At 64.5% G+C, this 14431-nt stretch carries 14 protein-coding genes, 1 tRNA gene and 1 pseudogene; 13 read left to right on the top strand and 3 right to left on the bottom strand.

Features of this window, described 5'->3' with window-relative positions; translation table 11 throughout:
• The first annotated feature begins 141 nt into the window (after nucleotides 1-141).
• The 6 genes from GRI55_RS02475 (at nucleotide 142) to GRI55_RS02450 (ending at nucleotide 7557) form a co-directional block, all read left to right on the top strand.
• Complete coding sequence (locus GRI55_RS02475) at nucleotides 142-2922, top strand: phosphoenolpyruvate carboxylase (RefSeq protein ID WP_160766084.1); 2781 nt, start codon at nucleotides 142-144, stop codon at nucleotides 2920-2922.
• A gap of 61 nt (nucleotides 2923-2983) precedes the next feature.
• Nucleotides 2984-4330: a patatin-like phospholipase family protein gene (locus GRI55_RS02470; RefSeq protein ID WP_160766083.1), complete on the top strand. Its 1347-nt coding sequence runs from the start codon at nucleotides 2984-2986 to the stop codon at nucleotides 4328-4330.
• Between the two features lie 292 nt (nucleotides 4331-4622).
• Nucleotides 4623-4811, top strand: coding sequence for a hypothetical protein (locus tag GRI55_RS02465; RefSeq protein WP_237452378.1), 189 nt, complete (start codon nucleotides 4623-4625; stop codon nucleotides 4809-4811).
• Between the two features lie 123 nt (nucleotides 4812-4934).
• Complete coding sequence (locus GRI55_RS02460; RefSeq protein ID WP_160766081.1) at nucleotides 4935-5780, top strand: NAD(P)H-binding protein; 846 nt, start codon at nucleotides 4935-4937, stop codon at nucleotides 5778-5780.
• Nucleotides 5777-6286: an anthrone oxygenase family protein gene (locus GRI55_RS02455; protein ID WP_202392321.1), complete on the top strand. Its 510-nt coding sequence runs from the start codon at nucleotides 5777-5779 to the stop codon at nucleotides 6284-6286. Before GRI55_RS02460 ends, GRI55_RS02455 begins: the two co-directional genes overlap by 4 nt.
• The gene (locus tag GRI55_RS02450) at nucleotides 6283-7557 is read left to right on the top strand and encodes a serine hydrolase domain-containing protein (RefSeq protein WP_160766080.1); all 1275 of its coding nucleotides are present in this window, start codon (nucleotides 6283-6285) and stop codon (nucleotides 7555-7557) included. The genes GRI55_RS02455 and GRI55_RS02450 overlap by 4 nt, the downstream gene beginning before the upstream one ends.
• Before the next feature lie 3 nt (nucleotides 7558-7560).
• Here GRI55_RS02450 and GRI55_RS02445 read toward each other — a convergent pair whose 3' ends face one another.
• Nucleotides 7561-8607 (bottom strand): AraC family transcriptional regulator, encoded by a 1047-nt coding sequence (locus GRI55_RS02445; RefSeq protein ID WP_160766079.1) that lies wholly within the window; start codon nucleotides 8605-8607, stop codon nucleotides 7561-7563.
• Between the two features lie 212 nt (nucleotides 8608-8819).
• On the opposite strand from GRI55_RS02445, the gene GRI55_RS02440 reads away from it, so the two are divergent.
• The 6 genes and pseudogenes from GRI55_RS02440 (at nucleotide 8820) to GRI55_RS15395 (ending at nucleotide 12127) form a co-directional block, all read left to right on the top strand.
• Nucleotides 8820-9638: an isochorismatase family protein gene (locus GRI55_RS02440; protein WP_160766452.1), complete on the top strand. Its 819-nt coding sequence runs from the start codon at nucleotides 8820-8822 to the stop codon at nucleotides 9636-9638.
• Between the two features lie 149 nt (nucleotides 9639-9787).
• Nucleotides 9788-10279: a YHS domain-containing (seleno)protein gene (locus tag GRI55_RS02435; RefSeq protein WP_160766078.1), complete on the top strand. Its 492-nt coding sequence runs from the start codon at nucleotides 9788-9790 to the stop codon at nucleotides 10277-10279.
• Between the two features lie 73 nt (nucleotides 10280-10352).
• Entirely contained in the window at nucleotides 10353-10820 is a 468-nt protein-coding gene (locus GRI55_RS02430) for a nuclear transport factor 2 family protein (RefSeq protein ID WP_160766077.1), read from the top strand.
• Between the two features lie 239 nt (nucleotides 10821-11059).
• On the top strand, nucleotides 11060-11404 hold the full coding sequence (locus GRI55_RS02425) for a PQQ-binding-like beta-propeller repeat protein (protein ID WP_050600148.1): 345 nt from the start codon (nucleotides 11060-11062) through the stop codon (nucleotides 11402-11404).
• Between the two features lie 40 nt (nucleotides 11405-11444).
• Nucleotides 11445-12011: pseudogene (locus GRI55_RS15400) on the top strand (hypothetical protein).
• Nucleotides 11930-12127 (top strand): hypothetical protein, encoded by a 198-nt coding sequence (locus tag GRI55_RS15395; RefSeq protein WP_442476034.1) that lies wholly within the window; start codon nucleotides 11930-11932, stop codon nucleotides 12125-12127. The pseudogene GRI55_RS15400 and the gene GRI55_RS15395 overlap by 82 nt, the downstream one beginning before the upstream one ends.
• Nucleotides 12128-12473: 346 nt before the next feature.
• On the opposite strand, the gene GRI55_RS02415 is transcribed toward GRI55_RS15395, so the two are convergent.
• Together GRI55_RS02415 and GRI55_RS02410 are read right to left on the bottom strand one after the other, a co-directional pair.
• Nucleotides 12474-12560: transfer RNA gene (locus GRI55_RS02415), tRNA-Leu, on the bottom strand.
• Nucleotides 12561-12670: 110 nt separating this feature from the next.
• On the bottom strand, nucleotides 12671-13525 hold the full coding sequence (locus GRI55_RS02410) for an MJ0042-type zinc finger domain-containing protein (RefSeq protein ID WP_160766075.1): 855 nt from the start codon (nucleotides 13523-13525) through the stop codon (nucleotides 12671-12673).
• Between the two features lie 154 nt (nucleotides 13526-13679).
• Between GRI55_RS02410 and ftsE the strand changes: the two genes are divergently transcribed.
• Nucleotides 13680-14405, top strand: a complete 726-nt coding sequence (ftsE, locus tag GRI55_RS02405) for a cell division ATP-binding protein FtsE (RefSeq protein WP_050599520.1) — start codon at nucleotides 13680-13682, stop codon at nucleotides 14403-14405.
• The last annotated feature ends 26 nt before the right edge of the window (nucleotides 14406-14431 follow it).

Here is a 14431-nt window from a genome sequence, read left to right as displayed (position 1 = left end):
AGCGGCAAGTCCAGAGGGGAGTTGCAATCGGGCACTCGTGGCGCCCGCATCCGTATTCATCGTGCGGGGCGCGGCGGTGCGCTTGACAGCCCGCCGCGTTTACCGCGCAAACACCGCCTAGGCGGGGCATAGGGAAAGATGATGGCCGAAACGAATATCGAACCGACACTGGCAAGCCTGAGCGAACGCCTGCGCGTCCTGCACCGGCAGACGCGCGAGACGCCGCTGTTCAATCCGGTGTTCCAGTTGTCCCTGGATATTTCGCGCAAGCTCGAAAGCGGCGATTTGGGGATCGCGGACCTGGGCGGTCTGGTCGACGAGCTGGAAGCGCAATCGCTCGATGCGCGGGCCAATCGGCTGCGCAACCTGCTGGCACCGGCCGACGCGGGCGAGCGTCTCGCATCGCTCGCGTCGAGCGGCGCGGCGTTCGATAGCTATCGCGCGTTCTGGGAACAGCCGCACATGCATGTGGTTTTCACCGCGCATCCGACTTTCCTGCTGTCCCCGCAGCAAAGCGAAGCGGTCGCGCAGGCAGTCGCAAACGGAGGTGACGCTCGGCCCGAGGCCGCAGGTGAGGCGCCGGAAATCACGCTGCGTTACGAACACCAATGCGCGATGGCCGCGCTCGCCCATGCGCAGGACGCGCGTGACCGGATGGTGAGTGCGGTGCTCGACCGGGCGCAGGCCGAATTTCCCGGGCGCTGGTGCGAATTGCAACCCCTTCCGTTCCGTTTCGCCAGCTGGGTCGGCTATGACATGGACGGGCGGACCGACATCAAGTGGTACACCTCGATTGCATTTCGTCTGTCGGAAAAAGCGCAGCGGCTCGAACGCTATGCCGCCTCGCTCGCGGCGATCGACGAAGCGCATCCGCTTATCGCCAGTTTGCGCGGAGCCGCTGAACATGCTGCCGCCAGTGCCGACGAATTTGCCGGCGATCTGTCCGATCCCGCCGATCTTTCGGCAGCGGCCAACCGGCTGACCGCAGACCATGCCGACAAGCTGCTTTCGCTCGAACCGCTGATCGACCGGCTGGAAACCGAAGCGCGCGATTGTGCGGCCGAACGGGCGGTTGCGCTGCGCACGCTCGTTTCCGCGATGCGCGCCGACGGGCTGGGGATGAGCTGGATTCACTTCCGTGTGAATGCCAAGCAGCTCCACAATGCGATCCGCACCAGGCTGGGTGATGCGGCGGATATCGACTTGTCGAGCCGCGGCGCAATCGCCGCCTTGCGCGAACTGCTGGCCGGGGTCGAACCGCAAAGCGCCAATTTCGCCAGCCTCGCAGTCGAAAGCTCGACCGCGGTGCGGCAGTTCCTGGTGATGACTCAGATCCTCAAGCATGTGGATGCCGATGCGCCGATCCGCATGCTGGTGGCCGAATGCGAACAGCCCTCGACCGTGCTCGCCGCGCTCTATTTCGCCAAGCTGTTCGGGATTGCCGACAAGGTCGATGTCTCCCCGCTGTTCGAGACCGAGACCGCGCTTGAACACGGCGGGCGGTTCCTCGACCTGCTGCTGGCCGAGCCCGACTACCGCGCCTATGCCAAGACCCGCGGCCGGATTGCGATCCAGACCGGGTTCTCCGACGCCGGGCGCTTCGTCGGCCAAATCCCTGCCAGCCTCGCGATCGAGCGGCTGCAGGGCCGGCTGGCCGAGGCAATGGATGCCAACGGTCTCGGCGATGTCGCCGCGCTGATTTTCAACACGCATGGCGAAGGGATGGGGCGCGGCGCGCACCCTTCCGGCTTCGAAGACCGCATCGAATGGGCCCTCAGCGCCTGGACGCAGCGCCGCTTCGCCCGCGCGGGGATCACGCTCGAACCCGAAGCGAGCTTTCAGGGCGGCGACGGCTACCTGCTGTTCGCCACCCCCGATATCGCGCTGGCGACGCTGACGCAGATCGCCGCGAACAGCCCGGCGCATACCGACGCCGATGTCCCCACCGATCCCTTCTACCGGCGGACCGACCTCAGTCTCGATTTCTATCGCGCGATCAAGGATCACCAGCGCGATCACCTGGAAAGCCGGACCTACAGCCGCGCGATCACCGCCTTCGGCCTCGGCTTGCTCAACCAGACCGGCAGCCGCAAGTCGCGCCGGCAAAGCGATCTGTCTGCCGATCGCGAGATGAGCCTGCGGCAGATCCGGGCGATCCCGCACAACGCCATCCTGCAGCAGCTTGGCTATCCGGTGAACATCATCGCCGGGGTCGGCAGCGCGGCGGAAAGCAATATCGAGGAGATCGGTACGCTCCTGTCCGAAAGCCCGCGCGGCCGGCAGATCATGCGGCTGGTGCGCGCGTCGAATGCACTGGCCAGCATCAAGACGGTTGCGGCCTTCGGCGAACTGTTCAACTCCGCCTATTGGGCCAGCCGCCCCTATCGCGGGACCGAACAGCATCTGGGCGCGGCCTGCGAGGCCTTGGCCGAATATCTTATCAAGGACGATCGCAATGGCGTGTTTCGCCGGCTGGCATCGCGCCTGCGCGTCGACGCGTTGAAGCTGCACCGATTGTTCGACCTGGTGCCCGACGACGATCCGCATCCCGAACGCGAAAGCGTGCGCCGGGCAATCGGCGTGCTCCAGGCCGTGCGCCTGGCGCTGTTGCAGCACATGTTCCTCAAGGCGATCTCGGTTCCGGCATTCAGCCGCGCCAACGACATCAGCCGCACCGATGTGCTGGAAATGGTTTTCACCCTGCGCATCGACGATGCGCTTGCCCAACTGCGCCGCGCCTTTCCGACCAGCTTCCCGCGCAAGGACGATTTCGCGCTCAACGAGCCGGGCGAATATCCACGCGGCGAGGGCGAAGGTTATGCCGCGATCCGGCGCGATCACATCGATCCGATCGAACAGGCCTACGAACTGTGCCTGCGAATTTCGACTGCCATCGCGAACGAGTTCGGCGCGCACGGCTGATTGAATTCGCTGCGGTTCGCGCGCATTGTCCTGCCCTGTCAGCTGGGGGGAGGACGAATCGATGGACAATTTCCTGTGGGGTGTGGCCGCCGGGGTGCTGGGCGTTGCGGCGCTCGCCTTTTTCGCGTTCACGATGTTTCGGCGTGGGCCGCTGACGTTCCAGATCGACGGGTTTTACACCCACGTTGCCGATGGCGATGTCGGCCCCCTGATCCGCGACGTGCAGGCGGACGTCCCCGATGCCGCGGTGTGCAGGCTCGACGACCGCATGTCCTGTTCGATCCGCGACGCGGTGCAATGCCACAATGAAGCCGGCCGCCCCGATTGCGACGTGCTGCTGCTGTCGGGCGGCGGCCAGTGGGGCGCCTTCGGTGCGGGGCTATTCGACACGCTCAGTCGCAACAGCGGCAACGAACTCGCCCTTGGTGGCGTGGGCGTCATCACCGGCATTTCCACCGGCTCGTTACAGGCGCTGATGCTGATGGTCGCGCTCGATCCGAAGCAGACCCCGGATATGCGCAGCTTCGCGCTCGACCGGCTCGTCTGGGGTTACGCGCCGGAGCGGGAAAGCGATGTGGTTAGGCGCACCGGGCTGATCGGCGTTCCGCTGTTCGGTTCGGCGGCAGGCACGCGGCGGCTGCGCCAGCGCATCATCGAAGCGCTCATGCCGGGCGGCGACGAACGGCTGATCGAGGCGATCGGGCAATCCAGCATCGAGGCTTTCGCCGGCTTCGTCGAAGCCGAGCGCGGGGTGTTCCGCTATGCCGATATCAAGGAATTGGTGAAAGCCGCCCCCACGGCCGCGGCGGCAGCGGAAGCGCTGGCGGCGGCGACCATGGCCTCCTCCGCCATGCCGGTGTTCCACCAGCAACTGCGCGTCGCGGGAAGCGATGGCGAAGCGCTGGCGCTTTACGATGGCGGGGTGCGCCGTTCGGTCTTCTTCGACCGCGCGATGGCGGCGGTCGACCGGGAAGTGCGCGAACAGATGAAGGGCCATGCACTGGCCAAGATCGCCGGCGGTGCGACGCAGGCTGCGATCGCGCAGGATTACGAAGATACTGCGCCCACGGTCTATGTCGTGCGCAACGGCCCCACCGTGCGCAAACGCGATGCCGCTTTCAACACAAGCTCTGGTCCGCTCAAGAACGGCCAGCGCGGGTACGATCTGCTGGTCAATGAAAGCGAGATCGGGGCTATTGCGGGCCTGCGCCTGAACAATCCCTACGGACGGATCATGCTGACCAGCGCCGACCGCTACGACACTTTCCCCAGCGACGTGGGCGAGAATTTCAAGGACGACGAAATGTTCAAGCCCGCCTTCATGGCGCGGCTTCGCGACCTCGGCCGGCACAAGGCCGAACGCCCCGAAGGGCCCTGGTGGCCCCTCAGCAGGATCGAACAGGTCTGAGAGAAATCTTTCGGGACTGTTGGTGCCCCGTAGAGGACAAAGATGGGCACTCGAATTATTGGCAAATTACGACATTATTACCCTGAGAGAGCTCGCCCTTCCTCCAAACCCTGCTAAATAGAGTCAGGCCAATCGTTCTATAACCAGCGCAGCATCCCGCATCAGTTGACGTGCGTGATCCCGTTCATTCGACAAGACTGGCATGACGGGTCAAAACTCTGACACCGGGCGGCGAGGCCGAAAGGCACAACTCCCATAAATTCATCACCGTCACCCAAGACAGGAAACGATGATGAATTTCATTAATTTTGAGCTGCTTGATACGCTACTCGGCTTGCTTCTGTGTGCGCTGTTCGTGTTGGGCACCCTCTTTATCGCGACCGAGGTTCGCGCGTCGCCCGAGGCCGGGCCCACGCTTGCTGACTCGGTCCTCGCGGTTCCCGCGATCGCAACTGCCGCGCAGGAGCAAGCGCCCGTCTGAGCGCGACACGAGGTCTTCCCAATCATCCTGGCGCGACAGGCCAAGAAGTTGTCGCGCAGAAGCAAGAGCGCAGGCCCTTGCTGCCGCTATTCGCTCAGCCGAACGAGACAGAAGGAGCGAGCCATGCAGACCGTATCGACGTCCAATAAACCCATTCTGGTGCTCGGCGGGACCGGCAATAGCGGGCGCCGCATCGTGGAACGGCTGCGCACTCGCGGGCTTTCGGTGCGCGTCGGATCGCGGTCGGCGAACCCGCCCTTCGACTGGGCGCGCGAAGAGACCTGGGACGATGCGCTGACAGGCGTTTCGAGCATCTACATCTCCTACGCGCCCGACCTTGCAATCCCGGGGGCGAAAGACGCGATCGCGGCGCTGGTCTGGCGCGCGAAACTGCACGGGGTGAAGCGGCTGGTGCTGCTTTCGGGCCGCGGGGAGGCAGAGGCGCAGGCGTGCGAGAAAATCGTGCAGGACAGCGGTCTCGAATGGACCATCGTGCGCGCCAGCTGGTTCGCGCAGAACTTCTCCGAAGGCGCTTTTGCAGACATGGTCGCCAGTGGCACGATCGCGCTACCGGGCGGCGAGACCCCCGAACCCTTCGTTGACCTCGACGATGTAGCGGACGTTGCGCTCGCTGCCTTAGTCAAGAGAGGCCATGCTGGCGAGGTCTACGAAGTCACCGGCCCGCGCCTGATGACCTTCCGCGAGGTCGCCCGCGACCTTGCGCACGCGATCGGGCGACCCATCGATTATGTGGACGTGCCGCACGACGCATTGATCGGCCAGCTCGCCGATTCCGGTGCCCCCGAAGAGATCGTGTGGCTGCTCGGCTATCTGTTCTCGACCGTGCTCGACAGGCGCAACGCGAGCCTCGCCCATGGAGTAGAACGCGCGCTTGGTCGCCCACCGCGCGATTTCGCGCACTATGCACGAAACGCCGCACGCGCCGGGGCTTGGGAAATCGCGGCATGAGTTATCACTGGAGCCTCTATCTGTGCGTCTTCCTCGCGCTGTGGGCGATGCTCACAGGCGGGGTGTTCAAGGCGTTCTCCGAATTCGTCATGCGCGGCCTCGCGCAGGCCGAGCCGGTCAGCGGGATCGCAGCGATGCAGGGGATCAACCGCACTGTGCTGCGGACCGAGTTCGTGTTCGCGATCCTTGCGCTCGGCGCGATTACGCCGGGCTTCGCGCTCTATGCGTACTTCGCCCTCGACGGCACGGCTGCCGTGCTGATCGTCGCAGCGGCGGCAGTCTACCTGCCGAGCGCGCTTTTCATGACGATTCTGGGCAACGTGCCGATGAACAATCGGCTCGAGCGGGTCGACCCCGCAAGTGCCGAGGCCGCGGAGTACTGGGCGCATTACGTAAGCCGCTGGACCGCCCTCAACCATTTCCGCACGCTCGGTTGCATCGTGACCGGCACGCTTTATGCACTCGCCGCGCTCGAACTCGGCGCTGCCACAGGGAGGGTGGGATGAAACGCTATGGGCTTCTGATCTTGGGAACGCTTGCGGCCTGTGTGGCGTGGGCGGCGCTCGTCTTCGCGACCTTGAGCGAGGGCTGGCTGCGCAGTCCACTTGTTGAAGGCGACGACCCGCAGGCCTTCGTTGCCGCGGCGAAGGCCAGTGCCATGGCGGATAATCGCGGCAATCTGGCCTTCGTGATGCTCGAAGATGGCCGCGAGGTCGGCAGCTTCGCTCTGTCGCAGGGCGATCCGGTCGACGGCGATACGCTGTTTCAGGTCGCATCGCTCGGCAAGTGGCTCACTGCATGGGGCGTCATGGCGCTGGTGGAGGACGGCCGGATCGATCTCGACGCACCGGTGTCCACCTATCTCTCGCGCTGGCAACTGCCCGACAGCGAATTCGATGCCGATGGCGTCACTATGCGCCGCCTGCTCAGCCATACGGCGGGGCTCGACGATGGCCTCGGCTATGATGGCTTCGCGGCGAAGGAGGATCGCCAGACGCTGGAAGACTCGCTCACCCGCGCGCGCGACGCCTCGCCGGGCAAGAGCGGCACCGTGGGGCTGGGAAGCGAGCCCGGTTCGCAGTGGCAGTATTCGGGTGGCGGCTACACGCTGCTACAGCTGGTGATCGAGGAGGTTTCGGGCGAACCTTTCGCGCAATATATGGATCGCGCAGTTTTCGACCCGCTGGGTATGGAGCGCACCACCTTCGATCACGAGCGCGCGCTCGAGCTGGGCCTTGCGCAGAACTTCCGCCCCGACGGGACGGTCGAGCCCTTCCGCTGGTACACCGCGCTGGCCGCGACCTCGCTGTTCACGACCGCGGACGATCTCGCGCGGTTTCTCGCCGTGCAGGGGCCGGATGGCGAGCAGCCCGTGCTGTCACACGACACGCTCGACCTCATCGCCACTTCGCACGCCTCGCAGCTCGGCGCCGATATCTGGGGCCTCGGCGCGATGCTCTATGCGCCCAACGCCAGCGGCAGCTTCGTGATCGGTCACGACGGGCAGAACGGCCCGGCGATCAACACCGCCGCACGGATCGACCCCGCGACGGGCAACGGCATCGTGATCCTCTCGACAGGTCACGGCTCGCTTGCGACCGAACTGGCCGGGGAGTGGGTCTTCTGGAAGACCGGCAATGTCGACAATCTCGATTTCGCCGCCGGGATGGAGACTGCGCTGTTCTGGTCCGCCGTGGGGCTCGCGGTGATCCTGCTGCTGGCGATGATCATCGGCTTGCGCCTGCGTCGGCGCTCCCGCCGGACGAGCGAGCTCTGATGGTCAGGCGCGCAGGCGCTGACCCGCCAGCGTTGCCTGCCCCAGGACGCCCGCGGGCATGCGGGACGAGGTTTCCCGATACTTGCGCGGTGTCGTACCCGACCAGCGCCTGAAGGCGCGCGTGAACGAACTCTGCTCGGCAAACCCGGTCAGGAACGCTACTTCGACGAGCGACTGGCGCCCTTCCGCCACCAGCCGCAAGGCAACTTCGCGCCGCGCCTCGTCGACCAGCGACTGGTAGTTGTGGCCAAGGTCGGACAGGCGACGCTGCAAGGTGCGGCTGCCGATGCCCAGATGGCGGGACACATCCTCGAGCCTGGGCACGCCTTCGCTCAGGGTATCGGCGACATAGACCAAGACGTCGCGGTCGAGATGGTCTTCCTCGGTCCCCGCGATACTCTCTTCCAGATGCCCCCGCAGGAACTCCCAGATGTGCCTGTCGCCCACACGGTTGGGCCGGTCGAGATCCTCGCTGCGCAGCACGATCGCGTCGATTTCCGCCCCGAAGGTGACCGGACAGCGGAACAGCGCCTCGAGCGGGGCGAGCGAGCCGACCGGCTGGTGCATGAATTGGACCCGCGCGGGCGTCAGATCCTCTCCATTCGCGTCGCGCCACAGCGTCAGGAAGGTGCCCAGCCCCGCCTCGTGCGACAGGCGCGCGCCGTCGCTGTCCGCACCGCGCGAATTGGTCCACCACCATTCCGATCCGAAATCGGACAGGGCGAAGACCGAATAGCGGTTGAACAGCCGCACATAGCGATCGAGCCGCGTCAGCGCACCGCGCAGGTCGGGCGCGGACCGCATAGTCAGGCCCAGCGTCCCGAAATCCTCGCACCGCATCGAAGCCGATGTACGCATGTGGATGCCGATATCGGGGCGTTCGGGCTCGGCCAGCGCCCCGAACAGCGCATGGTGCTGCGACACGTCGACCGTGCTGGCAGGATCGGCCAGCGCCTCACGCGTGATCCCCAAGCGCGCCAACGCCCGATCCGCCACCTGCGGGTCGGCCTGCGCGACCGCCTTGGCCGAGAATAGCGACGATATTTCCACCCGTGCCCCCGGAAATTCTGCGCAGCGACCCTTAAAACACCCTGCCTTCCTGTAGCGCATCGCGCCGCGTTTGGCACCTGGCGTCAATCAAACGGCATCCGCGGACAAGAACGCTCGGGCCCTCGTAACCTATTCAGGTGACCGACCGCCGGTGTGGCGAGCGCCCCATCGGCGCCGACCTGCCGGGTCCAAGTCTTGAGAAGGAGCCTATGATGACGTGCGATACGATCACCCGACAGCGCCTGGCCGCGGCCGCGCTCGCTTCGGTAGCGACGATAGCCCTGACCGTGGCATCCGCTGTGCCGGCCACCGCACAGCCTCGCGCCGTCAGCGCGACCCAGCCGCCGGTCGACGATGGCCTGCCGATGCCGGGCTTCGATGTCGAACCGGGAAGGACCGCGCTCGTCATCACCGATCCGCAGAACGATTTTCTCTCGCCCGACGGCGTCACCTGGGGTGTGGTCGGCGAGAGCATCACCGCTAACCGTACGGTCGAGAATATCGAGAATCTGTTCCTTGCCGCCGACCGCCACGGTATGCCGATCTTCATCTCGCCGCACTATTATTTCGAACACGATCATCGCTGGCAGTTCGAGGGCACGCTGGAAACGCTGATGCACGGTATCGGCATGTTCGATCGCCCGCATGCGCTTACCCTCGAAGGGTTCGCAGGGTCGGGCGCGGACTGGCTGGAGCGTTACAAGCCGATCATCGAGAATGGCCGCACCGTCGTGACCAGCCCGCACAAGGTATACGGGCCCGACAGCAACGACCTCGTCCTGCAACTGCGCAAGGCGGGCATCTCCAAGGTGATCCTGGGCGGCATGTCGTCGAACCTGTGCACCGAATCGCACATGCGCGCGCTGATCGAGGCGGGCTTCGAAGTGATGGTCGTGACCGACGCGACCGCTGGCGCGATCACCGAGCATTACGATGGCTATGCCGCCTCGCTCGTCAATTTCCGCATGATTGCGAGCAAGGTCGACAACACCGCCAGCACCCTGCGCGCGATCGCCGCCGCATACGAATAGCGCGCCGCGCTTCACCGGAAACCGGCCCGGGCTTCCTGCCCCAGCCCGCACCCGGCCCGGCGGCAGCCGATTGCACCGCTCACCGACCCCTGCAGCGCGGTCGCCTGCCGTCACCCCCGTCCCACCGACAGTCTAGAAGGAGACCATCAATGACCAAGAACCTGCGTCCCAATTCGATCCTCGTCGCGGTCCTGCTGGCCGTCGCGCCAGCCGCGCCCGCGCTCGCCGACGACGAATACAATGTCAGCAAGGGCTACACGCTCGACGGCGTCGGCCTCGGCGTTCACGGCGTTGATCCGGTCGTACTGAGCACCGCCAATGCAGTGGCCGAAGGGGATGCTGCCCACACGGTCGTCCACGATGGCGTCGCCTATTACTTCGCCTCGGCCATTACGGTTGAGCGGTTCCAGGCCGATCCCGATCGCTGCCTGCCGCAATATGGCGGCTTCTGCGCCTATGCCGTCGCGCTGGGACGGAAGCTCGATGGCGACCCGCACTTCGCGGACATCGTCGACGGCAAGCTCTACCTCTTCGTCAATGCGGCGGTGTTCGAGAAATATCTCGCCGACAGGGATAACATTCTGCGTACCGCCGAAGAGAAGTGGAGCAGCATCAAGCACGTGTCGGTCGAAGACCTGTAACCCCTGAAGTATCGAGCGACGGCAGGTTCTGCCGGGCCTGCCGCCGCTCCCATCCCTCTGCCGGAGACATGAGATGACCGAGCGTCCGCCGCTGCCGCCCTTCACATTCGAAACCGCCACACAGAAGGTAAGGCTGGCCGAAGACGGCTGGAACAGCCGCGATTCCGACAAGGTTTCGCTGGCCTATTCGCCCGATACGCGCTGGCGCAACCGGGTCGAATTTCCAGTCGGACGCGAAGAGGTGCGCGCGTTCCTCGCACGCAAATGGGCACGCGAACACGCTTACCGGCTGGTGAAGGAGCTGTGGGCGTTCGACGGTGCGCGGATCGCAGTGCGCTATGCCTACGAATATCGCGACGACAGCCATCAGTGGTTTCGGGCTTATGGCAACGAGAACTGGGAATTCGACCCCATGGGCCTGATGACCGCGCGCCACGCCAGCATCAACGAAACGCCGATCGGCCCCGAGGAGAGAAAGCTGCACTGGCCGCTCGGCAGGCGCCCGGGCGATCACCCGGGGCTTTCCGAACTAGGCCTCTAAGCTCTGCCGTCTCAAACGCAGGATGATGAGGCTGTCGGTCACAAATGGACTGCATCGAACCGCCTTGTCCCCATCTTTGACCGACGATGCTGCTGAAGGAATGGCCTGTTTCCACCATTCGCGTGTCTGGTGCACCATAGAAGCAAAGATGGGCACTCAAATTATTGGCGAAGTGCGACATTATTACGCTGAGAGAGCCAGCTCTTCCTCCAAACCCCGCCATATAGACTAAGGCCAGGGTGCGCGAAGGGGAATATTCCGTCACTTCGCCGCCAACCGTCGTCAACGGTGTCGTGGTGGTGGGCTCGTCGATCGGCGACAACGGCTCTGCGCGCCTCGAGGATGGAACGGTCCGGGGTTTCGACGCGCTCACCGGAGATTTGCTCTGGTCCTTTAATCCGATTCCGCAAGTTCCGGGCGATGATGGCGCAGATGGCTGGCCTGGCGCGAGCTATCGCCAGACAGGCGCAGGGAATGTCTGGAGCGTAATGGCCGCCGACCTGGAACGCGATCTCGTGTTCTTGCCGACCACCTCGCCTTCGCCCGACTTCTTCGGCGGCCATCGCCCCCGGCGACAATCGTAATGCGAATTCCCTTGTTGCGCTGAAAGCGACGACCGGTGAATTGGTTTGGGCCTACCAGATCGTTCGCCATGACTTGTGGGATTATGATCTGGCCTCACAGTCGCTTGTCGCCGACATCGAAGTCGACGGAGTGTCGACGCCGATCGTCGCGCAGGCGACCAAGATGGGATTCGTATTCGTCCTGAGTCGGGAGACAGGCGAACCGATCCATCCGGTCGAAGAAAGGCCGGTTCCGCATTCCGACCTGCCGGGTGAGACAGCTGCCCTGACACAGCGTTTTGCAGCGATAGGTTTGCACGAAATGGGGGAAGACCTGCCGCCGATCTTCGCTCTTAGCGATGCCCATGTCACGAAATGCGAAGAGATGCTCAAGGGCACTCGCTACGCAGGTATCTAAACTCCGCCGAGTCTGGAAGGGACCGTCCTTTTTCCCGGCAATCCCGGCGGAGTGAATTGGGGATCGATGGCTGCGGTCGAGGCGGAAGGAGTTGCCGTCGTAGCCGTGAATCGTCTGCCTACGACCGAATGCTTCGGGCTTCTGATCTGCGAGATGGGAAAGTCGTATGGAGCAGCGAGCTGCCTGCGGGCCCGCAGGCCACGCCTATGATTTACCAATGGGATGGCGCTGTCCATGTGACGCTGACTTTAGGCGGCCTAAAGGCGGATGGAGAAATCGGGGATTACGTCGTTACATACCGCCTCAGTTCAAACTGCAACCAGTGAGGATCTCGGCCTAACCAATTCGGGGAGTCATTGCGCCGTCCGGAAAGACCGCTGGTTTGTCCGACCTCAGAAGCAGGCGATGGTCAAAGCGTCACATCAAGAATCGCTATCGCGAGCCTGGAACGCACCGGCAGCAGGTTAACGACACGAAAGGAGGAACGCGTCGACTATGTCGTCAATGCCCCCTCACCGCCATTTTGACCGCCTCTAGGTTTTGCAGAAGTGGGCCCTGATGATCGAAATGAGGGGCTCGAACCAACGTCTGACGAGCTTTTCTTAGTTGAAAGTTCTTAACTGTCTCGAATGGGGTAGCCGCGAAGTGTCGGTTTTCCGCCAATCCTGAAAATGGTGCGGTCGAGAAGACTCGAACTTCCACGGCCTTGCGGCCACAACGACCTCAACGTTGCGCGTCTACCAGTTCCGCCACGACCGCACACAGTCTGCATCGGAGGCCCATCACAAGGACGGCCCCCGCCGGTAGGAGCGCGCCACTAGCAGCGAGGCTGCGCTGCCGCAAGCACCTTTATCGCATGGTAGCGCCGGTTAGCGCGGAGCCCAGCCGATATCCGCGAACACCGCCGATTTCGGCGCATCGGTGACCGCTTCGTTGATGGTCAGTTCCTCGCCCGGGGCCAGCGTCGATTGCGGCGGCTGGACCACCCAGCTGTACACCTGCCGTTCGCGCTGGTCGCGCAGTACGATCAGGATCGGCGGGATCGGGCGGGATTCGCGCGCGGTATTGGTGACGATGATGCGCGCGCCGAAGAATTCGGTCCCGTTGGGCAGCGTGCGGCGTTCCTGTTCCTCCACCGGGAAGGCAAGTTCCAGGTCGGGTTCGGCAACACCGAACAGCGGGCGCGAAACCGGTACCCATTCGGGCAGGCCGACGTAATTGACCGCGGCAATCGTGGCGAGCGCGATGGCGGCGAAGATCGCCGCTGCCCAGGTCCACAGCTTGGCGATGTTGCGCCGCGGGCGGAACGGGGGCGCGTGCTCGAACCGCGAGGGGCCTTCATCGATTTCGGCGGCAGGCGCGGGGGGCAGGTCATCCTGCACTTCGCCATAGGGCGGGGCGGTTTCGTCGAAATCGGGACCATCTGCCGGCACGGGCCGGTCCGGGGTTTCGGCAAAGGTGAACCCGGGTTTCGCTGCCGGATCCGGTTGTTCCGGCGTATCTGGCGCGCTCGCTGCGGGCGGGGGCGGCGGCGGAGCGGGTGCAGCCGCCGGTACCGGTCGCGAGACGGGCGCCATGTCGCCGGGCGTCAGCCGGTCCGCGTCGGGCCCGTCCTGGAACCAGCTGTGCTTGCATTTGGCGCAGCGGACGGTGCGTCCGTCGATCCCGATCGCACTGTCGGGCACGACATAGCGCGTGGAGCAAGCTGGGCAGGCGATAATCATGGTGACCCGAGGCTTAGGCCGGTGCGCGAATCCCGACAAGCGACTGTACTGTTCGCAAACCCCCATGGGCGCTTTTTTCCACATGCAAGCGCGGTTATAGGCTGTGCCCGACGATGATGGGCGCCTTTTTCTTCTCGATCGACCGGGCTGCGCGATGAGCGTGGCCGAGCAGGAGATCGTCAGCTTCGACAATGTCGGATTGCGTTACGGTACCGACCGCGAAATTCTGTCCAACGTGTCCTTCACGCTGTTTCCCGGGCGGTTCTATTTCCTCACCGGCGCAAGCGGTGCGGGCAAGACGTCCTTGCTGAGGCTGCTTTATCTTGCGCAGCGGCCTTCGCGCGGGGCGATCCGCATGTTCGGCACCGATGTGATCACCCTGCCCCGCGAACGGCTGCCCGCCTATCGCCGCCGCATGGGCGTGGTCTTTCAGGACTTCCGCCTGGTCGACCACCTTTCCGCCTTCGACAACGTCGCCTTGCCCTTGCGCGTTTCAGGCGTGCGCGAGGCCGATTTGCAAGGCCCGGTGGCCGACATGCTCGAATGGGTCGGCCTGGCACATCGCGCCGATGCCCGCCCCGCAACCCTGTCGGGCGGGGAACAGCAGCGCGTGGCGATCGCGCGGGCGGTCATCGGCCGGCCCGACATGCTGGTGGCGGACGAGCCGACCGGCAACGTCGATCCCGAAATGGCGCTCAAGCTGATCCGCCTGTTCGAAGCGCTCAACCGCCTTGGAACCACGGTGGTGGTGGCAACGCATGACGTGCACTTGCTGAGCAAGGTGCCCGATTCGCTGATCATGCGTCTCGACAAGGGGGTGCTGTCGGACCCCACTGGCGCATTACGCTATCCCCCGCGCCGGATCGGGGCGGGGGAATGAAGAAGCCTCCCGTTCTTGCCGGTGCT

The organism is Qipengyuania citrea (genome assembly GCF_009828015.1).
GTDB classification, from domain to species: Bacteria; Pseudomonadota; Alphaproteobacteria; order Sphingomonadales; family Sphingomonadaceae; genus Qipengyuania; species Qipengyuania citrea.
The sequence above is the reverse complement of the archived record's forward strand: the minus strand, read 5'-3'. Positions and strand labels throughout refer to the sequence as shown.